At 68.9% G+C, this 25186-nt stretch carries 21 protein-coding genes; 10 read left to right on the forward strand and 11 right to left on the reverse strand.

The window, feature by feature from the left end; translation table 11 throughout:
- Window positions 1–33: 33 nt before the first annotated feature.
- From JOM49_RS33380 to JOM49_RS33410, 7 genes are all read left to right on the forward strand, one after another.
- Window positions 34–300: an HPr family phosphocarrier protein gene (locus JOM49_RS33380; RefSeq protein ID WP_209668139.1), complete on the forward strand. Its 267-nt coding sequence runs from the start codon at window positions 34–36 to the stop codon at window positions 298–300.
- Window positions 301–660: 360 nt separating this feature from the next.
- A complete protein-coding gene (locus JOM49_RS33385; RefSeq protein ID WP_209668140.1) occupies window positions 661–1863 on the forward strand; it encodes a DUF222 domain-containing protein in 1203 nt (400 codons plus the stop codon).
- Window positions 1864–2707: 844 nt separating this feature from the next.
- On the forward strand, window positions 2708–3946 hold the full coding sequence (locus JOM49_RS33390; RefSeq protein WP_209668141.1) for a cytochrome P450: 1239 nt from the start codon (window positions 2708–2710) through the stop codon (window positions 3944–3946).
- 5 nt (window positions 3947–3951) lie between these two features.
- On the forward strand, window positions 3952–5427 hold the full coding sequence (locus JOM49_RS33395) for an FAD/NAD(P)-binding protein (RefSeq protein ID WP_209668142.1): 1476 nt from the start codon (window positions 3952–3954) through the stop codon (window positions 5425–5427).
- A 13-nt stretch (window positions 5428–5440) separates the two neighbouring features.
- Entirely contained in the window at window positions 5441–7159 is a 1719-nt protein-coding gene (locus JOM49_RS33400) for a non-ribosomal peptide synthetase (protein ID WP_209668143.1), read from the forward strand.
- Window positions 7159–7944 (forward strand): thioesterase II family protein, encoded by a 786-nt coding sequence (locus tag JOM49_RS33405; RefSeq protein WP_245369557.1) that lies wholly within the window; start codon window positions 7159–7161, stop codon window positions 7942–7944. The genes JOM49_RS33400 and JOM49_RS33405 overlap by 1 nt, the downstream gene beginning before the upstream one ends.
- 12 nt (window positions 7945–7956) lie before the next feature.
- On the forward strand, window positions 7957–9297 hold the full coding sequence (locus JOM49_RS33410; protein ID WP_209668145.1) for a cytochrome P450: 1341 nt from the start codon (window positions 7957–7959) through the stop codon (window positions 9295–9297).
- A 1-nt stretch (window position 9298) separates the two neighbouring features.
- Here JOM49_RS33410 and JOM49_RS33415 read toward each other — a convergent pair whose 3' ends face one another.
- A complete protein-coding gene (locus JOM49_RS33415) occupies window positions 9299–10105 on the reverse strand; it encodes an SAM-dependent methyltransferase (protein WP_209668146.1) in 807 nt (268 codons plus the stop codon).
- A gap of 94 nt (window positions 10106–10199) precedes the next feature.
- On the opposite strand from JOM49_RS33415, the gene JOM49_RS33420 reads away from it, so the two are divergent.
- The gene (locus JOM49_RS33420; protein WP_209668147.1) at window positions 10200–11018 is read left to right on the forward strand and encodes a serine hydrolase domain-containing protein; all 819 of its coding nucleotides are present in this window, start codon (window positions 10200–10202) and stop codon (window positions 11016–11018) included.
- On the opposite strand, the gene JOM49_RS33425 is transcribed toward JOM49_RS33420, so the two are convergent.
- The 10 genes from JOM49_RS33425 to JOM49_RS33470 all read right to left on the reverse strand — a co-directional run bounded on the left by JOM49_RS33425 (window position 11015) and on the right by JOM49_RS33470 (window position 22148).
- Window positions 11015–11959 (reverse strand): D-2-hydroxyacid dehydrogenase family protein, encoded by a 945-nt coding sequence (locus JOM49_RS33425; protein WP_209668148.1) that lies wholly within the window; start codon window positions 11957–11959, stop codon window positions 11015–11017. The genes JOM49_RS33420 and JOM49_RS33425 overlap by 4 nt on opposite strands.
- Window positions 11960–11980: 21 nt before the next feature.
- Window positions 11981–13186 carry an endonuclease/exonuclease/phosphatase family protein gene (locus JOM49_RS33430; protein ID WP_308158959.1) on the reverse strand — a complete coding sequence of 402 codons (1206 nt, stop codon included), beginning with the start codon at window positions 13184–13186 and terminating at the stop codon, window positions 11981–11983.
- A gap of 76 nt (window positions 13187–13262) precedes the next feature.
- Entirely contained in the window at window positions 13263–14564 is a 1302-nt protein-coding gene (locus JOM49_RS33435) for a GrpB family protein (protein ID WP_209668149.1), read from the reverse strand.
- A 41-nt stretch (window positions 14565–14605) separates the two neighbouring features.
- A complete protein-coding gene (locus JOM49_RS33440; RefSeq protein ID WP_209668150.1) occupies window positions 14606–15466 on the reverse strand; it encodes a shikimate dehydrogenase in 861 nt (286 codons plus the stop codon).
- Window positions 15456–17303 (reverse strand): endolytic transglycosylase MltG, encoded by a 1848-nt coding sequence (mltG, locus tag JOM49_RS33445; protein WP_308158960.1) that lies wholly within the window; start codon window positions 17301–17303, stop codon window positions 15456–15458. Before mltG ends, JOM49_RS33440 begins: the two co-directional genes overlap by 11 nt.
- Window positions 17300–17791 (reverse strand): Holliday junction resolvase RuvX, encoded by a 492-nt coding sequence (gene ruvX / locus JOM49_RS33450; RefSeq protein WP_209668151.1) that lies wholly within the window; start codon window positions 17789–17791, stop codon window positions 17300–17302. The genes mltG and ruvX overlap by 4 nt, the downstream gene beginning before the upstream one ends.
- The gene (gene alaS, locus JOM49_RS33455) at window positions 17788–20445 is read right to left on the reverse strand and encodes an alanine--tRNA ligase (protein ID WP_209668152.1); all 2658 of its coding nucleotides are present in this window, start codon (window positions 20443–20445) and stop codon (window positions 17788–17790) included. The genes ruvX and alaS overlap by 4 nt, the downstream gene beginning before the upstream one ends.
- 113 nt (window positions 20446–20558) lie before the next feature.
- Window positions 20559–20846, reverse strand: a complete 288-nt coding sequence (locus JOM49_RS33460; RefSeq protein WP_209668153.1) for a hypothetical protein — start codon at window positions 20844–20846, stop codon at window positions 20559–20561.
- Window positions 20843–21241, reverse strand: a complete 399-nt coding sequence (locus JOM49_RS33465) for a DUF948 domain-containing protein (RefSeq protein WP_209668154.1) — start codon at window positions 21239–21241, stop codon at window positions 20843–20845. The genes JOM49_RS33460 and JOM49_RS33465 overlap by 4 nt, the downstream gene beginning before the upstream one ends.
- A 43-nt stretch (window positions 21242–21284) precedes the next feature.
- Window positions 21285–22148 (reverse strand): helix-turn-helix domain-containing protein, encoded by an 864-nt coding sequence (locus tag JOM49_RS33470; protein WP_209668155.1) that lies wholly within the window; start codon window positions 22146–22148, stop codon window positions 21285–21287.
- An 87-nt stretch (window positions 22149–22235) separates the two neighbouring features.
- Here JOM49_RS33470 and JOM49_RS33475 point away from each other — a divergent pair, with 87 nt between their 5' ends.
- Entirely contained in the window at window positions 22236–23072 is an 837-nt protein-coding gene (locus tag JOM49_RS33475) for a phosphoribosylaminoimidazolesuccinocarboxamide synthase (RefSeq protein ID WP_209668156.1), read from the forward strand.
- A gap of 41 nt (window positions 23073–23113) precedes the next feature.
- On the forward strand, window positions 23114–25180 hold the full coding sequence (locus JOM49_RS33480) for a phosphocholine-specific phospholipase C (RefSeq protein WP_209668157.1): 2067 nt from the start codon (window positions 23114–23116) through the stop codon (window positions 25178–25180).
- Window positions 25181–25186 lie beyond the last annotated feature (6 nt).

A 25186-nucleotide genomic window follows, 5' to 3' on the forward strand; every position in this document is an offset into this window, starting at 1 on the left:
GAAAACCCAGCACCACGAGGAAAGGACGGCTCAATGCCGGAGCGACGTGTCAAGGTGGCGAGCAAGGTCGGTCTGCACGCCCGGCCGGCCGCGCTGGTCGCCAAGGCCGCGGCGGCCCAGCCGGTGGCGGTCAGCATCGCCAAGGACGGCGGCACGCCCGTCCCGGCGGGAAGTGTGCTCAGCCTGATGACGCTGGGTGCCGCCCACGGTGACGAAGTGGTGATCACCGCCGAAGGCGAAGGCGCGGAAGCCGCGATCGATGCAGTGGCCGAACTGATCGAGAGCGACCTCGACGCGTAGCGGCAGAGCCGAAAAGCCGCCCCGGGGCACGTCCCAGGGGCGGCTTTTTCGTGCGCCGTCACTCCTTGGGCGGCGGTTCATCCCGCCCATCACCACAGCCGGCAACATCGGGCAGCAGCCCCGTCGACCGGCAGTATCCGGACTTACGCGAACGGTCGTCTCGATCACTCTCTCCCGGCCCCTCGCCGCCACCCCTCGCCTCGTCGCAAGCGCCTGACCAGGCATGTTGCCAGGTTCCGCTGCGACGGCAGGGCCTCCGGCCGTCCCACCGTAACCGCCGCCTACGACAATCCGAATGCATCGGTCGGCCGCCACGATCGTGTGCTCCGAAACGGCGGTCCAGCCGGTTAGCGTCAAGCCATGGAAACCACACCCACGAAGCCTTCCGAGCTTCACCAGGTCATCACCGAGCTCCAACACAACGAGAAGGAGATCTCCCGCCTGCACGCACGCAGAATGAAGCTGGTATCCGAGTTCTGCCGAAGATCCGAGGTCCGGCGTGGCCTTCCCGAACAGCTCGCCATGGCCTTGTCGATGACCAAGCACCGCGCCGCAGCCACCATCGCCACAGCCGAGACGCTGACCGGGCACCTGCCCAAGACCTTCACACTGCTGGAAAAGGGCAGCATTCCGCTGACCGTCGCCGAACGCGTCCGAGACGCCGCCTCTTGGCTGCCTGAAAGCAAGTTGCCCGAGGTCGACAACTTGCTGGAACACACCCTCGAGGGCCGGAACCCGACACAGGCCAGGCGCGTCGCGAACCGAGTGGTCGCCAAGGTCGATCTGGAAGGGCACGCCGATCGCGCCAGGGGCAACCGCGGAGGTCGCCGGGTACGCCTTCGGCACGGCAACGCCGGAACGGCATCACTGGCCGTCAATTCCGCCCCGGTTGAACACGCTGTCGCCGCCTTCGCCAACGTCGACCGGCTGGCTCACCAACTGAAGGCCTCCGGCGAAGCTCGCACTTTGGATCAGCTCCGTGCGGACACGATGCTCGATCTGCTGATGGGCAAGCAACTCGGCGGCGAACTCCAGGCCCGCTGCTACCTCTACCTGGATGCGATGACCTACGCCGGGCTCAACGACAAGCCCGCGGAACTGGCCGGACACGGCGTCATCCCCGCTTGGCTCGCGCGAGAGCTCTGCAGCGGGAGGAAGACTGTGTTCCAGCGGATCATCACCGAGCCTCGGTCCGGGCAGCTGACCGAGGTGAGCGACGCTGATTACAGCGCCACGGGAGATGTCGCTGAGCTGGTTCAGGTGCGCGACCGCGAATGCCGACGTCCCGGGTGCACCAGGCCCGCCAGCCCGACCGAGGTCGAACTCTGCGACCACCACGACGGCAAGCCCAGCAGCGGGCAGGTCGGACTGTGCTCGGCAGACCACCACCTCCAGGGAGTCCCCGGGTGGCACCACGGCCTTGCAGCCGACGGCACGTTCACCGTCACCACGCCCGCCGGCAAGACTCACACGAGCACGCCAGAGCCGCTGCACGAGCCCCGCACCGCGGATGGCGCTCCTCCCACCGGAAGTGGAAGGCCACCTCGCTGCCGCTGCGCGTGACGTATGCCCGGTCGAAGTCACAGCACCCACCCTGTCAGGGCGACCACTTCAAAGGGCTTCGTTCCACGGTTCGAACAATGGCGAGTCAGACGAGACAAAAGTGTGCGCCAGATGCACAAGTTTCCACTACATCTCGATGAACGCACCTTCATTCGCCAACAAGGGACAAACGACTGCTCAGCGACTCGACAACACAACGAACGCCCGACGGACACAGCGAACGATCCTGACGTCACCGCACAGCCGATTCGACGCCGTCCTTTGTGACGAATGGCGGCATAACGCACGGCCGACCGTATCAACCGCGTCCGATTGCCGAATGACCTGCGTTCGTTCGGTGGATGCGCCGAACCTGGAGACGGGCGGACACTGAGAACGGCCAAGGGCAATGTCGCCCTGCCTGTTGCACGAGTCCCCACCCCACGACGCCCAGCACCGGCCACGGAAGGAGCCCGCCCACAGCAAGCCTCACTCCCCTGCACCAACCCGGCGACCGACGCCACCGCGAGTCCCCTGCTGAACCTCCAGCACGAACAAGCGAGCGGTCGCAAGTAGAACAGGGCAGGCAGACAAGGCGGCAACTCCCTTCACCGATAATTCACCGAAGACTCCCTCGCATATTCGCTCGTGCAACTTCGAGCAAGCGCAGGTAACACTGTTGGCATGAGGCAAGTAACGCACTACAATCAAGCACCGTCGGCGGATCAATGCCTTATTCGACCGCCACCTCAGCGCCGTACGGCAATTCATTCTTCGCGGCCACCCGGGTGCTTTCGGGGATTTTCGACGTGACCCAGGGCTGTTATGCCCACGATTGACGTCCTCCCCGCGGAAGGAGCGTTCGTTGTCCTCGTGCAACGTGGTCGGCGGTCATCCGTCGACTCCAGCCCACGACAAGACGCAGGCAACTTGTCCGAAGGATCTCAGTGTCTACAACCTCATGCTCCGTCCCGGCGAGGCACGAGAACTCCTGACCGCGCTGGCAGCTCGTGGACCGGTGCATTGGGATCCATACGTGTCCGCGTGGCTGGTGTGCGGAGTGGACGAAGTACCACTGGTCCTGGCGGACGAACGATTTTCCTCGAAACGGCTCAACACCAACCATGAACTCGGCCCTGGGAGAACCAGCGGATCCACAATGGATGCCGTCGTCGCTCGCATGATGCTGCTGAAGGACGGGCATGAGCACCTGCGCCTGAAGAGGGTCGCGCGGGCGGTACTCGCTCCACAGCGGATTCGAACTCTCGAGCCGTGGATGCGCGAACTCGCCGCCGAGTTGCTTCCATTGGACCAACCCCGTGATCTCGACTTCATGCGAGTGGCGAAGGCGTTCCCTTTGCGCGTGCTGGGCAGGTTGCTCGGTATCGCGGAGTCCGACTTGGACATGGTCCTCGCCGGGTCCGATGCGATCACCGCCATCGTCAGCGGGCTGGACCACACGGTCGATCCCGACGTGCATCGTCGCGCTCGGACACTTCACGAGTATGCGCTACGGCTGGTACGTGAACGGCGGGAAGTGCCTGGTGACGACGGCACCAGTGCGCTTGTGCGCGCAGCCGACGAGGAAGGGCTCGGGGACGAGGAGACCGCAGCCAATCTCGTCATGCTCATCGCGTCCGGCCACCAAACCATGCCGGGGTTTCTGTCCATCTCGCTGCATGACGCGCTGAGAGCCGATGGCTTTGCGGCCTTCGAGATGAACGCCGCGCTTGCCAAGGTCACGCCCTCTCGCTTCGTCGGCCGGGTCGCCACCGAAGACGCCGAGGTCGGCGGGTGTCGCATCCGCGCCAGCGACAAGGTCCTCGTGCTGCTCGCCGCAGCCAACTGGCAACTGCCGCCATCCGGGAAGGGGACGCGCCATCTGGCCTTCGGGCACGGACGCCACCGGTGTGCGGGCGCCGCGATGGCGGAACTCGAGGGCGAAGTGATGTTCGAGCGGATGGCCGAGGCGATGCGGGCGGGCATTCACCTGACCGGCGAGGATCCCGAGTGGAATGGTGACGCGAACCTCCCTTCGCTGACGAAACTCCCGCTCCGGCTCGACGCACCAGCCAAGGCGAACTCGTCGCCGTCCGGAAGGTGAGCGTTGTGCGCATCGGGATAGTCGGCGCCGGCGCCGCCGGGGCCAGCGTGCTGGACACGGTCGTACGAGATCTTGGCAGGCCCACGGCAGGGACGAACGGTCACGAAGTCACGGTTTTCGATCCAAGCGTGCGATTCGGGCCCGGACGCGCCTACCGTCCAGGGAGCGAGAAGGCCCTGCTCAACCTACCGGCCCGGATGATGTCCGTACGGCCGGATGAACCCGAGCATCTTGCGAACTGGCTGGTAGGACAGGGCAGCGATCCCACGGCGGGCGAAGAGTTCCTGCCGCGTAGCGACTACGCACGCTATCTCGAAGATGTGGTCGCGTCTGCGGTAGCGACCGGTCGCCTGCGCGACGTTCGGACCACGCTGGTCGGTGATCGTGTCGTTTCTCTCGCTCGAGAATCCGATGTGTTCAGCTTGCACACGTCCGCCGCGGATGAGTACCTCTTCGACGCCGTGTTCCTGTGCCCTGGCTCGACGGGACCGATGGACGTCTACGGACTGACTGGCCGGCCGGGGTTCGTGTCAGAGCCGTATCCACTCGACAAAACGGTGTCACGGATCGGACGCGACCACACAGTAGCCGTCCTGGGCACTGGGCTCACCGCGATCGATGTCGTCCTGGAGCTGGCTGCTTCGGGACACCGAGGACGAATACTGGCCGTCTCGCGAAGTGGCTACCTGCCGGGCGTGCGGTATCCGGGAACTGGCCCGGCGTTGGTCACGACCAACGAAGACACGGTCATCGATCTCGCCGCAACACGTGGATACCTGTCGTCGCTGGACATCTTCCGCATGCTGCGAGCAGAGTTCTGCGCTCATCAGGTTCCCATATCGGACTTGTGGCGGGAGATCAACGGCGACGAGGCACCCGAGAAGCGATTCTTACGCCACGTTGCCGAGGCGCGGGACAACCCACGATGGCACATGCTGCTCGTCGCGGTGGCCCGTCATCTTGTCGACAAGGTGTGGCCGCTCTTCGACGACAACACCAGAGTCGCTTTTCTCCGCGATTGGCATGGCGTTTGCGGGAGGTTGTGCGCCCCGATGCCCCAGCGATCCGCTGAGGAACTGGCCGCTCTTCTGCACGCTGGACAGCTTCGCCTCGTCGGTGGCATCGAGAACGTGATCGCCGTTGAGGACGGGTTTCTGGTCCAGGCGGGTTCGCAACAGTACTTCGCGGACCATGTCGTCAACTCGGTACGCCCTCGGGTGCCCGTTCTTCCCCGCCGCGTCGAGCAGCTGATCGATTCGATGGTCCAGAACGGACTGGCCGCGCCTCATCCGTTCGGCGGCATCCGCATCGATACGAACTCCGGCCTCGTGCGTGGTTCTGCCGGTTCGACCGTTCCCGGCCTCTACGCCCTCGGTGAGCTGACAGTCGGCGAACGTTACGTGGAAACAACCATTCTCGGCGCCATCACCCGGCGTGCGCAGCAAGCGGTGCGGCACCTCCTCGACCGCGACCGGCCTTGAGACAGGAGCGATCATGAAATCGTGCGTCGGCGTAGCCGGCCGGACGGTAGGCGAACTGATCGAACAGCGGATTCGCGCGCAAGGTGAGCGGCCTTGCGTGTCCGCCGTGGACGGTGAGTTGAACTACATCCAGTTCGACGCGGCTGTCGACGAGATCGCCACCCAGCTCGCCGGGCGAGACCTGGTTCGGGGAGAGCTGGTCGCGGTCGAGATACCGCGGTCGGCTTTGAGCCTCGTGGCCGCGTTCGCCGTGTGGCGGGCCGGGGGCGCGTTCCTGCTGGTCGAACCGACGTTGCCCGAGCTTCGGCGGGCAGAGTTGATACAGGACGCGGGAGTACGGCTCGTCATATCCGCTTCCCGCGACCTGAAGGTCGGCACGTTCGACACAGGCGTCCAGATCACCGAGAGAGGTGAGTGGGGTTGCACGCCGGAAGCCGACCCGGCCGAGTTGGCGTATGTCGTCTACACGTCTGGGTCGACGGGGAAACCGAAGGGGATCCTCGGCCGCCATTCGTCACTGTTGCCCATAGTCCGAACGGCGAAGCGGCACTTCGGCTGGCGGGCGGACGATCGGGTGGCCATGCTCGCGCCACAACACGTCGAAGCGGCGATCTTCGAGATGATCGCGGCGCTCGGACTCGGCGCGCAGCTGTGTATCCCCACCGAGCGTCAACGTTTGCCCGGGCCGGACTTCGATCGTTTCCTTCGTGAGCAGCAGGTGAGCGCACTGGTCGCGACTCCCTCGCGGTTGCAGCAGATGGACCCGGGCCACTTCCCCGCCCTTCGGGCAATCGTTTGCGGCGGCGAGGAACTGCCATCGGACGTCGCGCGGAGTTGGGCACGTGGGCGCATCCTCGTGAACAGCTACGGCGTGTCCGAGGCGACGATCGCCAGTACCTACATCGAGATCGACCCGGACGCCACACAGCGGGTGTCGATCGGGCAGGCGTGCGACGGCACCGAAATCGCCGTGCTGGACGAGGCGTTGCGCCCAGTACCCGATGGCACGCCCGGCGAGCTGTTCATCGGCGGTTCCGGTGTCACTTTGGGCTACTTGGGTCGGCCTGAGTTGACCGCGGAGCGATTCGTGCAGGTCGGCGGCCAGCGCATGTATCGGACCGGCGATCGTGGGGTGCGCGAGGCCGACGGGCTGTTCTACTTCCTCGGCCGCACCGACGATCAGGTGCAGATCGGCGGCTTCCGCGTCGAACTCGGCGAGGTGCGTTCGGTCTTGCGGGGACACGCCGCGGTGCGCGACTGCGCAGTCCGGGAGGACGCTGGGCGACTGGCGGCCTTTGTCGTGGCGGACAGTCCAAGCGGGATCGATGCCTCGAATCTGCGCGAGTGGTTGGCCGAGCGCCTGGCCTCGTACATGGTGCCGACCATGTTCGTCCCGGTCGACGAACTGCCGTTGACCTCCTGGGGCAAGGTCGACTACTCGGCTCTGCGCATCCCGGATGGGTACGGCGCGCGCAACGGCGACGGCAGCAGTCTCAGCGGAACGCAGGCAGCTCTGGGCGAAATAGCCGCCGATCTGCTCGGTCTGGAGCGGTTCGACTCGGCGGACCTGGAGGCGGACCTCTTCCTGCTCGGCATGACTTCCTCGCTGATCACGCGGTTCGTCCGGCGGGTGGCCGTCGACCTTGGTGCCGAGTTGAGCCCGGTCGACGTGTTCCAGTCTCCGACTGTCGCCGAACTCGCCGGTGTGGTCGATGGGAACGGGGACAGTTGATGCCTCCTGGCCAAGAGGGATCGTGGTTTCCTCAGGTGAATCGGCGGGCGCGGCCCCAGGTGCGCCTGGTCTGCATCGGTGCGGCTGGCACAGGGGCCTCGCAGTTCGCCGCGTGGTCGGCGGCGTTGCCCGAGTCGATCGAGGTTTGGCCGGTGTTGTTGCCCGGGCGCGAACGCCGGATTCGCGAGGAGCCCTTGCGCCGAATCGACCGGATCGCGGACGAGTTGACCGCGGAGTTGCTCGGGCGAGTTGAACCAGGTGGACCGCACTGGGCGTTATTCGGGCACAGCTTCGGCGCGCTGGTCGGCTTCGAAGTGGCACGGAGACTGCTCGACGCAGCGGATGCGGTGGTGGACGGGCTGATCGCGTGCTCGATGCCGCCACCTCACCTGCAGGCGGATCAACTGCCGGTGGCGTCCGATGGCGACGCCGAACTGCTCGGCTGGGTGCGCGCGGCCGGTGGCGTGGACGAGGTTCTGCTTGATGACCCGCGGTTCGCCCGGTGGCTGGCCGGTGATCTGCGAGCGACGTTGGCATGCCGCCGGTCGTACCAGGTGGACCGGCTGGTTCCGCTGGACTGCCCGGTGCTGGTGGCGGCGGGCGCCGGGGATCCGGAGGTGACCGACGACGACCTCGAGCAGTGGCGATCTTGCACGAACGCCGACTTCGAGCGGGTCACGGTCGGGCATGGGCACTTCTTCCTGCGAAACCATCAACAGTCGCTCCTCGAGCTGATCGCCGATCGACTCACACGGTGGCGTTCCGTGCGGTCCAGTAGCACCTGAGAGGAGCGGTTCATGACGCGAGAAGGCGCACGACCGCCGATGGCACCGGGTGGCCGTCCGGTGGTCGGGCACGCGCTGCGGCTGTTCCGCCGGCCTCTCGAGTTCGTCGACCAGCAGCGAGCCTGTGGCGAGGTCGTGTCGTTTCGACTCGGGCGGGAGCCGGCGTTCCTGGTGAACAGCCCGGCCACGGTGCGCGAACTGCTCGTCGAGCACAACCAGGTGACCAAGAACGGCGTGCTCTTCGAGAAGCTCAAGGTGCTCGGCGGCGACGGCATCGGCAGCTCGTGGGGCGAACCGCACCGGCAGCGGCGACGGATGATCGCGCCGTTGTTCACCCACCAACGGGTCACCGAATACGCCGGCACGATGCGGGCGGCGGCCGAGGAACAGACGTCGAACTGGGTGGACGGCGCACCGCTCGAGCTGGGCCAGGAGCTGAACGAAATCGCGGCGGCGATCCTCGTCCGGTGCATGTTCGCCTCGGACGCCGGCAGCGAGGCGGCGCGCGAAGCCGCCCGCTGGTTGCCGATCGTGTTCCGTGGCGTGGGCAAGCGCGCCTACGCGCCGACCGGCCTTCTGTACGCGCTGCCGACCCGGTCCAACCGGTTGTACACGGAGGCGGGCAAGCGGGTGCACGCGCTGATCGACGAGGTCATCGCGGTCTACCGAGCGGAGGGCACGGTAGGGCGCGACATGCTGTCCGCGCTACTCAAGGCCCGCGACCCGGAGACCGGCGAGATGCTCACCGTGCAGCAGGTCCACGACGAGGTCATGACCATGTTCTTCGTCGGCACGGAAGTCTCGTCGGCGGCACTCGGCTGGTTGTTCTTCCAGCTGGACCGGCACCCCGAGATCGCGGATCGCGTGTGCGGCGAGATCGACGACGTTCTCGGCGATCGGCCGGTCGAGTTCGACGACCTGCCGAAGCTCGAGTACGTCGCACGGGTTGTGCACGAGACGCTGCGGTTGTACCCGCCGGGCTGGCTGTTCCCCCGCATTCCGACGGTGGACATCGAGGTGGGCGGCTATCCGATCCCGGCCGGGGCGAACGTGTTCTACAGCCCGTACGTGCTGCACCGTGATCCCCGGCTGTTCCCGGAGCCCGCGCGGTTCGACCCCGACCGGTGGCTGCCCGAGCGCGCCGGCCAGGTGCCCCGGGGGGCGTTCATCCCGTATGGGGAGGGCGTCCGGGTGTGCATGGGCGGGTCGTTCGCGGCGGCGGAGATGCTGATCGTGCTGACCGTGATCCTGCGGCGGTGGCGGCTGCCGCTGCAGGCGGGGGCGCGGGTGCGGCCGGTCGCGTCGACCACGTTGCACCCTGATCGACTGCCGGTGGTGGCCCGGCGGCGCTGAGTCAGCGCTTGCGCGCGACGACGGCGTGGTGACCGGACCGCTCGGGGTCGGCCGCTGGTGGACCACCCAGTTCGGGATGCCACTTCGCGGTGAGCACCACTCCCGGCTCGACTGGCTCGAGGTCGCCCAGCAAAGCGGTGACTTGCTCAGCGGAGCGCAGGGTGATCGGCGCCGCGGTTTCGGCGAAATACTGCACCGCTGCCGCCATTTCGACTTCCATGTTCTGCGCGGTGAAATGCGTCATCGCGAGGAGGCTTCCGGGAGCCAGGCCGCTCATATAGCGGGAGATCAATCCGGCAGGGTTTCCGGAATCGGGAATGTACTGGACCACGCCGAGCAGGAAAAGCGCGATCGGACGGTCGAAATCGAGCAGCGAACGGGTTTCGGCCTGCGTGATGACATCCGCGGTGTCGCGGAGGTCGGCACTCAGGATGGTCGCGTTCGGATTGCCCGCCAGCAGGATTTCGCTGTGTGCCACGGCGACAGGGTCCTGGTCGACGTAGACCACCCGGCTCGCCGGGTCCGACTCCTGCGCGATTTCGTGGACGTTGCCCGAGGACGGGATGCCGGAACCGAGGTCGAGGAACTGCCGCACGCCGGCGTCCACGCAGAACCGGACGGCCCGGCGCAGGAAAAGGCGGTTGAGCCGGGCCATTTCGCGGAACGGGCCCACCTCGGCGAGGCGCTCGGCCACCGCGCGATCCGCCGGGAAGTTCAGCTCGCCGCCGAGCATGTAGTCGTACACCCGGGCCAGAGCGGGTTTGCCGACATCGACACCGGCTGACGCCCAATCGACGGAATCCACCATTCGCCGCACCCTTTCACCAGTCGGCCGCAGGAATTCTAGAATGACGCGGAGGGCACTCAATAGGCCATTCGGCGGCTGATTGTAGGGTGGGCTCATGGAGAGCTTGCGGTTGATCGACCAGTGGCCGGTGGACAACGCGGCCGCGGCGGTGGTGCGCGCCGACGGCACCGTGGCCGGCCGGCACGGCGACCCCGGCCGGGAGTTTCCCCTGGCCTCGGTCACCAAGCTGCTCACCGCCTACGCGGCGCTGATCGCGTTCGAGGAGGGCGTCGTCGAGCTGGACACGCCAGCCGGTCCACCTGGTTCGACCGTCCGGCACCTGCTCGCGCACACCTCCGGTCTGGCCTTCGACGCGCACAAGTCGATGGCCGAGCCGGGCAACCGCCGGCTCTACTCGAACGCCGGGTTCGAGCAGCTCACAGACGCGCTGACCGAGCATTCGGGCATCGCGTTCGCGACCTACCTGTCCCAGGCCCTGCTCGAGCCGCTGGACATGGCGAACACGCGGCTCGAGGGCTCGCCCGCCGCGGGCGCGGTGTCGACCGTGGACGACCTGGTTCGGTTCGCCGCGGAGCTCCAGCAGCCCAAGCTGCTCGACCCTTCGACCGTCGCGGAGGCGACGTCCGTGGTCTTCCCCGGGTTGACCGGGGTGCTGCCCGGGTTCGGGCACCAGAAGCCCAACGACTGGGGCCTCGGCTTCGAGATCCGCGACCACAAGAGCCCGCACTGGACGGGGTCGGCCAGTTCGCCCCGGACCTTCGGGCACTTCGGCCAGTCCGGCACGTTCCTCTGGGTCGACCCGGACGCCCAAGCGGCGTGTGTCGCGCTGGCTGACCGCAACTTCGGGCCGTGGGCGGCCGAAGCGTGGCCGCCGTTCACCGACGCCGTGCTCGCGGAACTGCGCGAGGGCTAGGGCTCCATCACGCGGATCGGGCTGCCGGCCTGGTAGGCGGCGATGTCCTCGACCGCGTCGCCGTAGAAGACCTGGTAGACCTCGCGCGTGACATAGCCGATGTGCGGGGTGAGTACGGCGTTGTCCAGCTCGCGGATCGGGTGGTCGGCGGCCAGCGGCTCCTCGTCGTAGACGTCGATCGCGGCGGCCCGGATCGCCTTGCGGCGGAGTGCGTCGAGCAGGGCGTCCTGGTCGACGATCGGGCCGCGCGAGGTGTTCACCAGCAGCGCGGACGGCTTCATCAGGGCGAACTCGTCCGCGCCGACCAGGCCGCGTGAGCGGTCGCTGAGCACCAGGTGCACCGACACCACGTCCGACTGGTTGAACAGCTCCGCCTTGGTCACCGCGGTGACCCCGTGTTCGGCGGCCCGTTCCCGGGTCAGGTTCTGGCTCCAGGCGATGGTCTCCATGCCGAACGCCTGGCCGATCCGCGCCACCTGTGCGCCGAGCCTGCCCAGGCCGAGCAGGCCGAGCGTCTTGCCGTGCAATCCGGTGCCCACGGTCCGCTGCCAGCCGCCGTCGCGCATCGACTGGAACTCGGTGGGCAGGTTCCGCGAGGCTGCGAGGATCAGGGCCCAGGTGTGCTCGGCGGTCGGGTGCGCGATGTACCCGGTGGACGAGACCACGACACCGAGCCGGTTCGCCGCGGCCACGTCGATCGCCGCGTTCCGGCGGCCGGTGCTCACCAGGAGCCTCAGGTCGGGCAACCTGGACAGCAGCGCCTCGTCGAAGCGGGTGCGCTCGCGCATCGCCACCACCACCTCGAAGCCGGCCAGCCGCCGGACCAGCTCTTCGCGGTCGCCGATGTACTCGGTGAACACCTCGATCTTCGCCCCGAGCGAGTCCCAGTCGGCGAAGCTCAGGGCGACGTTCTGGTAGTCGTCCAGGATGGCGATCTTCATGCCGGTCAGGCTAACCCCCGCTCAGGACCACCGGGGCACCAGCACGTCGACCCGCACCAGGTGGTGGTCCGAGACGTCGTTGAGCCTGGCGAGCGGCGACCCGGGCAACGGCCAGAACACCTCGGCGCGCCACGGGACCAACCCGTGCGACGGCAGCACGTAGTCGACACGGAGATTGCCGGGCGTGTCGTCCGCGAAGTCGCCGGTGTCGAAGAAGGCCGGACCTTGGTGTGCGGTGTTCGCGCCACCTTGTTCGCGGGCGGCCGCCGCTCCGCCGAGACTGCCCGGGTGCGGGTCGATTACGCGCGGCGCCCGCAGCAGGCGTTCGATTCCGCCGTCGATGCCGTCACCGTCGTACTGGTCGGCGTTGTTGTCCCCTGCGACGACGAACCGGTCGTGTGCGCCGAGCCCACCGCTGCCACCACGGTCGTCGTAGATGTACTCGCCCTTGCCGGGCGTGACGTAGTCCGCCCAGAAGCGGACCTCGTCGTGGTTCTTCGTGCCGTTGCGGTCCTCCGGGCCGTCGAAGACCGGTGGCGTCGGGTGGGAGACCAGGAAGTGCACGTCCGAGCCGCCGACCTGGATCGGCAGGTCCCAGTGGGACTTCGAGGACAGGCGAAGCACGTCGAGGATCTCCGGGGAGTACCAGTCGGCCTTGGCCGGTGTCGCCGGGTCGTCCGGGAGCAACGCGTCCGGCATGTCGGCCCAGCGGAACTGCTGGAACGTCCGGGCGTTGGCGGTGTCGATCGGGTACTTCGACAGGACGAGCATGCCGTACTGGCCTTCGAACACGCCGAAGCCGTGCGCGTCGTTCCCGCCGCCGACCTGGCCGTTCCGGTCCAGGTCGAACCCGGTGGACACGCCGGTGTTGACCGGCGCGGTGAACGCGTAGGGGTAGTCGATCGGCGCGGCGCCGTTCTGGCCGACGCCGAGGTAGTTCTGCCGGAACAGGTTCGCCGCGGCGTTGTCCGGCACGTAGTCGAACTCGTTGACCAGCAGCACGTCAGGGCGGTTGCGCTGGATGACCTCGGCGGCCTCGCGGGCCTGTGCGTTGTCCGGGGTGGACAGGTCGGCGACCAGTTGCCCGGCTTGCGCGCGGTTGAGCGAGGCGTTGAACGTGGCGAACCGGACGCTCGGAGTCGCCGGCGTCGCGACTGCCGGTGTGGTGGCGGCGACCAGCGCGGTCACCGCTACCACGGACGTCAGGAACCACCTGGATCGCTGCACTGGCCCACCTCCCGGGATCGGCGTCACCCTAGGCGATCCCGAACGGGTGAAACAGCACCCGGGAGGTGAACAGTGGCTACGCCTGCGGTGCGAGCGCGCGGAAGTAGAGGAACCGCGGCGTCGTGGTCAGCGAGGCGTAGGCACGCGGCGAAACCTCCCGGCACTCCGGCAGCGGCATCGGCTCGTCGATGACGTCCACGGTGAACCCGGCTTCGCGGAGCGCGCCGAAGGTCTGACTGAGCGGGCGGCGGTAGAACCGCACGTCGACCTCGCGGCCGCCGAGGGGGAACTGGTCGGTCACCTGCTCCCGCCGGAAATAGTCCGGCCGGTCGAACCAGTGCCAGTCCTCGGCGTGGTGCACCGACAGCACCAGCGCCCCGCCCGGGCGCAGGACGCGGCGGAGTTCGGCGAGCACCGGTCCCCAGTCCTCGAGGTAGTGCAGCACCAGCGAGGCGGTGACCAGGTCGAAGGTGCCGTCGGCGAAGTCCAGCGGTTCGGTCAGGTCGCCCTGCTGGAACCGGGCACGGTCGCCGAACTCGCGTTTCGCCACGTCGACCAGCGCCGGACTGCCGTCCAGGCCGACCACGTCGGCGCCGCGACCGGCGAGTGCGGCGGTGAGGTGCCCGGCCGCGCAGCCGATGTCCAGCACCTTGCGCCCGTCCAGGTCTCCGGCCAGCGCCAGGATCGCGGGGCGGTCGTACAGCTCCTGGTACGGGTTGTGCCGGGCGTGCTCGGCGTAGTCCGCGGCGAAGCCGTCGTACTGGTCGTGCGCCATGGGCGGCGCCGGGTCGCTGCGTGACACCGGCTGCCCGAGCGCGCGGCTCATGATCTCGTCGACCACGTCGTTCTTGGCGTCGGCGTAGTTCTGGATGTACTTCCACTTCCGCGCGGCGAGGTGCCGCTTGGTCGCCGCGTAAAGGTCGCGGTCCTCCTGGTTGGACCGGAGGCGGTCGCGGAAGACCCGGTACCGCTCGATCTCCTTGGTGTCGGGTGAGTAGACGTGCAGGTTGATGTTCGTGTCCGGCCCTTTGAACGCGCGGTGCTTCTCCCAGTCCGGTTCGCGGATGGTGAGCACGTAACCGGCGGCTTCCAGGCGCGGCACGTAGGCGTCCTCGTCGTCGGAGTCGGGCACCACGAGCATGATGTCGATGATCGGCTTGGCGCAGAGCCCGGGCACGGAGGTCGAACCCACGTGCTCCATCAGGACGATGGTGTCCCCCAGGACCTGTCTGATGCGGGCGGCCTCGCGTTCGTAGAGGGCGGGCCATTCGGGGTCGTAGTCGGCGAGCGTCACCGTCGAGTTGAGCACGGGCGGCTCGCCGACCCAGGCGGTTTCCACGTCGGAATCGGAATACTTCTCGCGATCCGGTTTCGGCATGACTGGCTTGTTCCTTCCTCAAGGCAGTCCGCCAACGTAACTCAGCCCAAAGGCAGCGGCAAGATCTTTCCGGTGGCCTCGCGCAGGGCGTCCCGCATCGCTTCGCGGGGGGCGGTCCGGCCGGTGATGTGCTCGAACTGCCGGAACGCCTGGTGCAGCAGCATGTCCAGCCCGGTGGCCAGGCGACCGCCGTGCGCGGCCACCGCGTCGGCCAGCGGTGTGGGCCACGGGTGGTAGATGACGTCCAGCAGGCACGACGCGGTCGCCAGCTCCGCCAGGTGCGGTTCGATCGCCGCCGGGGGCACGGTGTTGACCACCACGGCGGCCTTGGCGACGGCGTCGCCGAAGTCGGTGTCCGACCAGTTCGACACGTCCACGGCCACGCCGGCGCGTTCGGCCGCGGCGACCGTCTCCCCCGCCCTGGCCGAGTCGCGGACGATCAGGCGTACCGAGCGCACGCCCAGTTCAGCCAGCGCGACCACGGTCGCCGCCGCGGTCCCGCCCGCGCCGAGCACGACGCCGGTGTCCCCGCTCCCGGGCTCGTAACCGCCCGCGGCGATCAGTGCGCCGGTCACGCCGTCGACGTCGGTGCAGTCGGCGAACCAGCGGCCGTCCCGGCGGACGAGCGTGTTGATCGCGCCGACCGCGCGCCCGCGTTCGGTCACCTCGTCGGCCAGCGCGATCGCCGCGCGCTTGCCGGGCATGGTCACCGAGAAGCCGGCCCACTCCGGGCCGAGGTCCCGGATGAACGCGGGCAGCCCCTCGCCGTCCATTTCGATGCGGTCGTAGCGCCAGCCGTCCATGCCGAGCGCCGCGTAACCAGCGCCGTGCAGCACCGGGGACAGCGAATGCGCGACAGGTTTGCCGAGGATCCCGGACCGGTACGGCGGCTCAGTAGGCACCGCGTTCCTTGGCGAGGTTGATGTTCACCTTGTGTTCGTCGTAGTTCTCGGCGAAGCAGGAGAGCCCGTTCTTCTCGCACTTGACGAAGAACAGGATCGCGCCCTCGGCCGGTTTCGCCGCCGCCTCGATGGCGTCGATGCTGGGCGACGAGATCGGCCCCGGCGTCAGGCCCTTGATCTGGTAGGTGTTGTACGCGCCGGCCTTCGCCCGGTCCTCCGGGGTGGTCGTCACGATCGGCCGGTCGAGCACGTAGTTGATGGTGGAGTCCATCTCCAGGCGCATGTCGTCGTCGAGCCGGTTGTAGATCACCCGCGCGATCTTGGTGAAGTCCTGCTGCACGCCTTCGCGCTCCACGATCGACGCGGTCACCAGCAGCTCGTACGGTGTCTTGCCGGTGCCGTCGGCCGCCTTCGGCAGGCCCGCGGCCTGCAGTCGGGTGGCCGACACCTTCATCACCTCGGTGAGCAGCTGGGTGGCGTCCCAGCCGGGCTTCACGTCGTAGACCCCGGGCAGGATCAGCCCTTCGATCCGTCGTTTCGGTTCGACCTCGCCCGCGCCTTCGACCGCCCATTCGGGCACCCCGAGCGCGGCCAGGTCGGCGGTCTCGGCGACCTTGCGCAGCTCCTCGACCGGGACGCAGGTGCTCGCGCCGTTGACCGTCGCGCAGGACGCCTTCGACAGCAGCGCGAACACGCCGTCGGTGGTCTTGCCGTCGGGCTGGACGATGTCGTCGAGCTGGGTGCCGCCGCGGATCTGCAGCACGCCCTTGCGGGCCGTCGGGTCGACCAGCTTGCCGACCGCGCTGGTGCCCGACATCTTCGTCTTCATCTGGTAGTAGCCGGGCTGGACGCTGCGGACCTTGGCCTCGTCCTCGGCGGCCTCGACGAACGCCTTCTGGCTGGCGACCACGCCGGCCTGGGTCAGTTTCGTGGCGATCGCGTTGGTCGAGTCGCCCTCGACGACCTCGACCAGCACGTCGGACTCGCCGGTGCCCTCGAAGTCGTCGTAGCCGAACCCGAGCAGTTCCTGCGCGCCGAACCAGGCCGCGCCACCGACCACGACGATCACCAGGAGGGCGGCGATCCAGCCGAACGCGCGCTTGCCGCGCTTGCGACGCGGGCGCGGCTCGTCCGGCGGCTCCTCGCCGATGCGCTCCGGCTCGGCGCGGTGCTCGTCGTCGTAGTCGCCGTACTCATCTTCCTCGTAGTACTCGTCGTCGTAGAACTCGTCGTCGGCGAAACCCTCGATCTCGTCTTCGCGGTCACGAGGATCGCGCGAGGCTCGGGGGTTCTCGGGGTCTCGGGGGGCACGGTCGTCGAACTCGGGCACCGGTTCAGGGTCCGGTTCGTAGCCGTATCGCGCCACCTGACCGGCGTCGATCACCTCGGTCGGGCGATCGTCCGGCGGCGGCTGCGGGGATGCCGGCGGCGGGGTGGGACGACGGCGCGGCGGCGGCGCGGGGGCCTCGGCACGGGCACGTCGAGCTGGTTGAACCGGCGGTCGCGCGGTGGGGCGGCGCGGCGGCTCGGCTGGGGTAGGCACGCCCATCTGCGGGGTGGCCAGCGAATCTTCCTCGGATTCGACGTAGCGGTGCCGGCGGCGCGGCGGCGCGGGCTCGGGCCGCGAGGGCGGCTCTTCGTCACGCAGGCGCCGACGGCCGCCGCTGCCCTCGCGGGGCGGGGGCATGCGGACTTCGCCTTCGCGGCGGACCAGTTCGTCCGGTTCGCGCAACCGCCGCCGGCCGGCAGCCGGAGGGACCGCTTCGGGCGGCGTTTCGGCTTCCCGCCGCCGTCGTCTGCCGCCGCCTTCGGGTACCCCGGGAGACTCGCTCCTCACGACTCACCCTTCCGCGCGCGGAACGCCGCACGCCCGTCCAGCCAGCCTTGAAGGATCTCCACGGCGGCCGCCTGATCGACCACCGCGCGTTGCTTGCGGCCCTTGACCCCGCGCTGGGAGAGCATGCGCGAAGCGGTCACCGTGGTGAGCCGCTCGTCGGCGAACCGCACCGGTACCGGCGCGATCCGCTCCGCGAGCAGTTCACCGTATTCGACCGCGATGACGGCGGCGGGACCGTGCCGGTCCGCGAGCGTCCTCGGCAATCCCACGATCACCTCGACCACCTCGTGTTCGACGACCAGGCCCGCCAACTGCTCAACGTCACCATTGTCTGCCGCATCACGCTTTAGGGTAACGAGTGGCGAGGCAAGAAGGGGCGCCGGATCACTGAGTGCGATACCGACCCGGACCGAGCCGACATCCACCGCAAGCCGACGGCCGGCCCCGGGATCCTGCTCCCCGGGCCGGTCCGCCTTCCGCTGGGTCACCCGCCGGATACCGCGGCGCGCAGCGCCTCGATCGCCTGCGGCACGCCTGCCGGGTTCGAGCCGCCGCCTTGCGCCATGTCCGGCTTGCCGCCACCACGGCCGCCGATGGCCTCGGCGAACCGGGGCACGAGCTTGCCCGCGGCGAAGCCCTTGTCCCGCGCGCCCGCGGTGGTCGCGACGACGAAGCTGACCTTCTCCCCCGCCGGCGAGAACAGCGCCACCACACCCGGCCGGTTGCCGAGGCGGTTGCGGATCTCGGTGGCCAGCGCGCGCAGGCCGTTGCCGTCGACGCCGTCGAGCTGCTCGGCCACCAGGCTGACGCCACCGAGGTCGGCGGCCTTGTCCGCGAGCTCACCCGCGGAACCCAGCACCTGGCGGGTCTTGAGCTGCTCGATCTCCTTCTCCGCCGACCGCAGCCGCGACAGCAGGTCTTCGATGCGCGAGGGCAGCTGCTCAGTCGGCACCTTCAGCGAACCGGCGAGCTGCGAGACCAGCAACTGCTCCTTGCGGACGTACCGCAGCGCGTCCGTGCCGACCAGCGCCTCGACGCGGTGCACGCCCGAGCCGATCGACGCGTCGGACACCAGCTTGACCAGGCCCAGCTGGCCGATCCGGTCGACGTGGGTGCCACCGCACAGCTCGCGCGAGTAGTCCCCCATGTCGACCACGCGGACGTCGTTGCCGTACTTCTCGCCGAACAGCGCGACCGCGCCCAGCTCGAGGGCCTTGTCCTTGGTGGTGACGTAGCTCTGCACCTCGACGTCGGTCTGGAGGTAGTCGTTGACCTCCTCCTCGACCTCGGTCAGCACGTCCGAGGACACCGGGCCCGCGGTGGTGAAGTCGAAGCGCATGCGGCCGGGCGAGTTGAGCGAACCGGCCTGCGCCGCGCGTTTGCCGTAGGCCCCGCGGACCGCGGCGTGCACCAGGTGGGTGGCCGAGTGCGAGCGCTCGATCATCGACCGGCGCGCGGCGTCGACCGAACCGGTCAGCTCGGTGTCGAGCCCGACCTCGCCCTCGACGACCTCGACGCGGTGCACGTACAGGCCCTGCACGATCTTCTGGACGTCGAACACCTTCAACTCGACGCCGTTCCCGACCAGCACACCGGTGTCGGCGACCTGGCCACCGCTCTCGGCGTAGAACGGGGTGCGGTCGAGCATGATCTCGGCCTTCTTGCCCGCCGCGACGCTGCGCACCGGGACCCCGTCGGCGACCAGGCCGATCACCCTGGCATTCGCCTGCAGGTCGGTGTAGCCCAGGAACAGGGTTTCGCCGTGCTGTTCGAGCACCTCGCGGTAGACCGACAGGTCACCGTGCCCGCTCTTGCGGGACGCGGCGTCGGCCTTCGCGCGCCGGCGCTGCTCCTCCATCAGCGTGCGGAACCCGTCCTCGTCCACGGTCAGGCCCTGCTCGGCGGCCATCTCGAGGGTCAGGTCGATCGGGAAGCCGTAGGTGTCGTGCAGCTGGAACGCCTTGTCCCCGGCGAGGATGCCCCCACCGGCGGACTTGGTCTCCTCCGCGGCGAGATCGAAGATCCGCGAGCCCGAGGTGAGCGTCGACAGGAATGCCTCTTCTTCGGTTTTGACCACGTCGGAGATACGGTCGAAACCGGCGACCAGTTCAGGGTAGGACGGGCCCATCGCGTCACGGACCACCGAAGCGAACTCCGGCAGCACCGGTTCGTGCACGCCGAGCAGGCGCATCGAGCGCACGATGCGGCGCAGCAGCCGGCGCAGCACGTAGCCGCGCCCGTCGTTGCCGGGGGTGACCCCGTCGCCGATCAGCATCACGCCGGAACGGGCGTGGTCGGCGATCACGCGGAAGCGCACGTCGTCGGTGTGGTCGGCGCCGTAGCGGCGGCCGGAGAACTCCTCGGCGCGCGCGATCACCGGGCGCACCAGGTCGGTCTCGTAGACGTTCTCCACGCCCTGGAGCAGGTAGGCGACGCGCTCGACGCCCATGCCGGTGTCGATGTTCTTCTTCGGCAGCTCGCCGATCGGCGGGTGGCCGTACTTCGGGCTCTGCTCACCCCGCACGTCCTGCATGAAGACGAGGTTCCAGATCTCCAGGTAGCGGTCCTCGTCGACGACCGGGCCACCCTCGCGGCCGAACTGTGCGCCGCGGTCGTAGTAGATCTCCGAGCACGGGCCGCCAGGACCGGGCACGCCCATGTCCCAGTAGTTGTCGCGGCCGTCGCGCGCCTGGATGCGCTCGGACGGGATGCCGGCGACCTTCTGCCAGAGCCCGGCCGCCTCCGAGTCGTGCTCGTAGACGGTCACCCAGATGCGCTCCGGGTCGAAGCCGAAACCGCCGTCGTCCTGGGACTTGGTGATCAGCTCCCAGGCGTTGGCGATCGCGCCTTCCTTGAAGTAGTCGCCGAAGGAGAAGTTCCCGGCCATCTGGAAGAACGTGTTGTGCCGGGTGGTCTTGCCGACCTCGTCGATGTCGCCGGTGCGCACGCACTTCTGGATGCTGGTCGCGCGCGGGTACGGCGGCGGCACCTCACCGAGGAAGTACGGCTTGAACTGCACCATGCCGGCGTTGACGAACAGCAGGTTCGGGTCGTCCAGGATCAGCGACGCACTGGGCACCCTGGTGTGCTCGCGGCCTTCGAAGTGGGCCAGGAAGCGCTTGTTGATCTCGTGTGTTTCCACTGGTCTTTCCTTGCGCTGGGGCTCGGCCGCGGACAGCGGTCACCGGCCGAGCCGGAAACAGGGGCAGGCTGCGGCGGCGGAGGGTCCGGCGCGACGTCGGCGACGTGGGCCGGTCAGCCCTCCGCCCGGCGAGCTCGCCGGACCGCGGCGTGCCTGCCCTGCGAACGCGACGGAAGACCGGCACGGTCCTCGACGAAGTCGTTCAGCTCTTGCTCGCGCTCGCTCATCCCCGCGCGCACTTCGGCACCGAAGGAGCCCACCGCGCCGGCGAGTTCGCGCATGGCGTCACCCAGATTGGCCGCGATGCCCGCCGGGGTCGCCTGCCGCGCGGTCTCGGTCGCCTTGCGCGAGAGGGCGACGCCGGCGACCACTCCGACTCCGAGCCAGAACAGTCGCTTCATGCCTTCTTGCTCCTCTTCCGGCCGCGCACCGGCTTCCCGTTCGCCTTGGCGCGGCGCGCCTTGACTGCCTTGCTGATGCCGTAGGACAGGGCCGCGGTCTTGACCAGCGGACCGCCCAGCGTCGCGGTGAACACCGACGACAGCGCCGAGACGTTCCCCGTGACCGCCTGCGCGTTCGCGGTGATCCCGTCCACCCGCTCGAGCTGGGTGTTGACGTGGGTGAGCGTCTGATTGGCCCCGTTGAGCAGCGGGTCGGTGTTCTCGTGTGCCTTGCGCAGCGCGATGGTCGCCTCGTCCAGCGTGCGGCCGAGCTTGAGCAACGGGATCGCGAGCAGCACCACCAGCACAACGAAGGCGCCTGCGGCGATGAGCGCGGCGATCTGCCCTGCCGACACGGGATCCTCCCGGAAGTTCGTGGCCACCTGATTGCCGGTCAGGCTACCGTGCGTGGCTGTTCTCCACCGTACTGGCCCAGTGCTGTCCCAGCCGTCGCAGGAACTCGCTGCTTTCCCGCACGCTGAGCGCTCGCGCGCGCAGTGCGGTGAACCGCTCGGCGGCCTGGCGGACCACGGCCGGGCGATCGCAGAAGACGTCCCGGTCGTGCCCGTCGGTGATCAGCACCGCGGGCGCGGGCGGCGGGAAGGAATGCAGCGTCACCGTCCGCCCGAGGAAAGGATGCACCCCCGTGCCGGTGGGGAGCACCTGGATTTCGACGTTCGGTACGGCCTCGTTCAACCAGCACAACCGCGTGAGCTGCGCCGCCATCACCGCTCTGCCGCCGATCCCGGTGCGCAGCACGGACTCGGCGAGGACGCAGCGCAGCCGCAGGCGCGGCCGGTCGGTGCGCTCGAGGCACTCGCGGCGGGAGAGCCGGAGTTCGACCAGTTTGACCGACTCCCCCATGAGCAGTGCCTCGGCGTAGGCCCGCACCTGAAGCAGGGGCGGGACCAACTCGCCGGAGTAGTGGGCGGTCTCGCGCGCCTGCGCTTCGAGGTCGAGGACGCGCCGCAGGTTCGCCGGAACGGGTGCCGGGCCGTAGGTGCCGCGGGGTTTGCGGCCGTGCGCGTCCCTGGCGCACCGGATCAGTTCGGTCCGCTGGCCGGGGCCCGCGCCGTAGTGGACGAGGAGCTTCTCCAGTTCGGCCGGTTTCGCGCCGGACCGCCCGAGTTCGAGGTCGCCGATCTTGGACGGGGTGCAGCCGAGCAGTTCGGCCGCTTCGCCGCGGGTGACGCCTGCCTGTTCGCGCAGGCGGCGCAGCACGGCCGCGACCTGAACACGTTCGGTGGGGATGGGCTGTGACACCGGGTCACGGTAACACAAGTGGACTATGCCACTAGCGCGTGTGCTAGAACGCTGGTGGTCGAGACAACCGCACTGACGGGATGGCGCATGAAGCACGTGCACGCAGGCAAGGTCCGCGATCTGTACGAGTCGGACGGTGACATCCTGCTCGTGGCCTCCGACCGCGTCTCCGTCTACGACGTGTCGCTGCCGACGCCGGTGCCGGACAAGGGCAAGCTGCTCACCCAGTTGTCCGTGTGGTGGTTCGAGCACCTGCGCGAGGTCGTGCCGAACCACCTGATCTCGGCCACCGACGTGCCCGCCGAGTTCGCCGGGCGCGCGATCCGGTGCAAGCCGCTGAAGATGATCCAGGTCGAGTGCATCGCCCGCGGTCACCTGACCGGGCTGGGCCTGCGGGAGTACCAGCGCGACGGCGCGGTCTCCGGCATCCGCCTGCCCGAGGGCCTGGTCGAGGGCGACAAGCTGCCCGAGCCGATCTTCACGCCGACCACGAAGATCTCCGACACCGGGCACGACGAGTTCATGACCTTCGACGAGGTGGTGGGCGAGATCGGCCAGGACACCGCCGACCGGATCCGCGACCTCACCCTGGAGATCTACCGCCGGGGCGCGGCGCACGCGGCGACCAAGGGCGTGATCATCGCCGACACGAAGCTGGAGTTCGGCTTCGACGCCGACGGCACGCTGACCCTCGGCGACGAGGTGCTGACGTCGGACTCCTCGCGGTTCTGGCCGGCGGACGAGTGGGAGCCGGGCCGGCCACAGCGCTCGTTCGACAAGCAGTTCGTGCGTGACTGGTCGAGGACGACCGGCTGGGACCAGACCCCGCCAGGGCCGGAGATCCCCGCCGACATCGTGGCCGCCACGAGGGCGAAGTACGTCGAGGTCTACGAGCGCATCACCGGGCACACCTGGGCCCGCTGAAGTTCGCGTTCCGTTCACCCGGGTAGGTGAAGGTTCGGGCCATGCCTGAACTTTCACGCCGGCGGTTGCTGGCCACCTCCGGGGCCGCGCTCGCCGGCTCGCTGCTGCCGCCGTCCCTGCACGCCGCCATGGCGGCGCCGATGCGCCGGGGCCGCGGGCTCGGCGAGGTCGAGCACGTCATCGTGCTCATGCAGGAGAACCGCTCGTTCGACCACTACTTCGGCCGGTTGCGCGGGGTGCGCGGCTTCGGGGACACGCACCCGCTGGAGCTGCCCGGTGGCGGTGACGTGTTCAACCAGCCGGACCCGGCGGGCGGCGTGGTGCTGCCGTTCTCGCTGCGCGAGGGCGCGATCCGGGCCGGGCGCGGGCCGGACGACATCCAGTACCTCGGCGATCTCGACCACAGCTGGGGCGGCAGCGGCAAGGCGTGGGCCCGGGGCTGGAACAACGCGTGGATCGCGGCGAAGGGTGCCGCCACGATGACCTACTACGACCGCGCGGACATCGCGCTGCAGTACGAGCTGGCCGACACGTTCACCATCTGCGACGCGTACCACTGCTCGATCTTCGGGTCCACCAACCCGAACCGGAACTTCCTGATGACCGGGACCACCGGCTTCGAGCCGAACGGGTCGCGCGCGGTGACCAACGCGGCCTACTCGTACGACCACCCCGGTTACTCCTGGACGACCTACCCGGAGCGGTTGCAGGCCGCCGGCGTGCCGTGGCGGATCTACCAGGAGTGGGACAACTTCACCGACAACGCGGTCGAGTACTTCGTGCCGTTCAAGAAGATCGGGCACAAGATCCTCGCCGCGGTGCCGGGCGGGTACCGGACCACCGAGGAGTTCTACTTCGCGCTGTTCGACAAGTCGCCGGAGGAGCGGAAGGCGCTGCTGGCGAAGTTCGACGAAGGTGTAGCCGGTTTGACCGCGGCCGAGCGCGACCTGTTCGACCGCGGGATGTTCCGCGGTGAGCCGGAGTCGCTCGTGGGGCGGCTGCGCGCGGACATCGCCGCGGGCACGCTGCCGAAGGTCAGCTGGCTGGTCCCGTCGGCGGCGGACTCCGAGCACCCCGGCGCGTCGACCCCGGTGGGCAGCGCGAACCTGATCTACGACGTGCTCGACGCGATCGCCGCCGATCCGGACACCTGGTCGAAGACCGTGTTGTTGCTGAACTTCGACGAGAACGACGGCTACTTCGACCACGTGCCGCCGCCGGTACCGCCGGCCACCGCCCCCGACGACGCCGACCACGCGGGCGGGCAGCCACTCGGCTTCGGCCCGCGCGTGCCGATGACCGTGGTGTCGCCGTGGACGATCGGCGGTTACGTGGATTCGACCGTGTACGACCACACCTCGGTGATCCGGCTGCTGGAGCGGTGGACCGGGATCGCCGAGCCGAACATCTCCGCGTGGCGGCGTTCCGTGGCCGGTGACCTGACCGGCGCGTTCGACTTCGAGCGCGCGGGCCGTCCGCCGGCGGTGACCAAGCCGGGCCCGGTGCCCGAGCCGATCTCGCGCTGGCACCCGACGCCGCCGGCCGATCAGGCGTTGCCGTCGCCGGAGCCGGGCCGTCGCCGAGCGCGGGCGCTGCCGTACCAGGCGTCGGTGTCCGGTGGGTTGAACGCGAGCGGCGAGCTGACTGTTTCACTTCAGAACAGCGGCTCGGCGTCGGCGCACTTCGCGATCTACGCGTACACGGGCGAACTGGTTGAACCGGCGCATCGCGATGTCCTCGGCACGCACACGGAGACCCTGTCGAACCAGGGCGACCAGTACCGGGTCGTCGTGCAGGGGCCGAACCGCGGCTGGTGGGAGTTGCGGGGCAGCCGGTTGGGCGCGGCCGCCAGGGTGGACGTGCGGACGCGATTCCTCCCGCAACGGGGTGGACTGGAGCTGACCATCGAGAACTCGGGCGCCGCCGCGGTGTCGCTGCGGGTGGACTCCGGTCGTGTCGTCCGGGTTGAACCGGGCCGCTCCGCGCAGGTGCCGGTGCGCACCGAGGCGGGCTGGTACGACGTCCGCGTCACGGCGGACGGTGACCCCGCCTTCCTCCGCGCTTTGACCGGCCACGTGGAGAACGGGCAGCCCGGGTTCACCCCGTAAGGCCAC

The sequence above is a fragment of the Amycolatopsis magusensis genome (assembly GCF_017875555.1).
Classification (GTDB): domain Bacteria; phylum Actinomycetota; class Actinomycetes; order Mycobacteriales; family Pseudonocardiaceae; genus Amycolatopsis; species Amycolatopsis magusensis.

What these genes read in the sequence shown, in the direction of transcription:
- JOM49_RS33425 (WP_209668148.1), bottom strand. Translation starts at nt 11,959, where the DNA reads ATGAAGATCGCCATCCTGGACGACTACCAGAACGTCGCCCTGAGCTTC.
- JOM49_RS33475 (WP_209668156.1), top strand. Translation starts at nt 22,236, where the DNA reads ATGAAGCACGTGCACGCAGGCAAGGTCCGCGATCTGTACGAGTCGGAC.
- JOM49_RS33435 (WP_209668149.1), bottom strand. Translation starts at nt 14,564, where the DNA reads ATGCCGAAACCGGATCGCGAGAAGTATTCCGATTCCGACGTGGAAACC.
- JOM49_RS33385 (WP_209668140.1), top strand. Translation starts at nt 661, where the DNA reads ATGGAAACCACACCCACGAAGCCTTCCGAGCTTCACCAGGTCATCACC.
- JOM49_RS33460 (WP_209668153.1), bottom strand. Translation starts at nt 20,846, where the DNA reads ATGAAGCGACTGTTCTGGCTCGGAGTCGGAGTGGTCGCCGGCGTCGCC.
- JOM49_RS33405 (WP_245369557.1), top strand. Translation starts at nt 7,159, where the DNA reads ATGCCTCCTGGCCAAGAGGGATCGTGGTTTCCTCAGGTGAATCGGCGG.
- JOM49_RS33400 (WP_209668143.1), top strand. Translation starts at nt 5,441, where the DNA reads ATGAAATCGTGCGTCGGCGTAGCCGGCCGGACGGTAGGCGAACTGATC.
- JOM49_RS33415 (WP_209668146.1), bottom strand. Translation starts at nt 10,105, where the DNA reads ATGGTGGATTCCGTCGATTGGGCGTCAGCCGGTGTCGATGTCGGCAAA.
- JOM49_RS33420 (WP_209668147.1), top strand. Translation starts at nt 10,200, where the DNA reads ATGGAGAGCTTGCGGTTGATCGACCAGTGGCCGGTGGACAACGCGGCC.
- JOM49_RS33410 (WP_209668145.1), top strand. Translation starts at nt 7,957, where the DNA reads ATGACGCGAGAAGGCGCACGACCGCCGATGGCACCGGGTGGCCGTCCG.
- JOM49_RS33380 (WP_209668139.1), top strand. Translation starts at nt 34, where the DNA reads ATGCCGGAGCGACGTGTCAAGGTGGCGAGCAAGGTCGGTCTGCACGCC.
- JOM49_RS33480 (WP_209668157.1), top strand. Translation starts at nt 23,114, where the DNA reads ATGCCTGAACTTTCACGCCGGCGGTTGCTGGCCACCTCCGGGGCCGCG.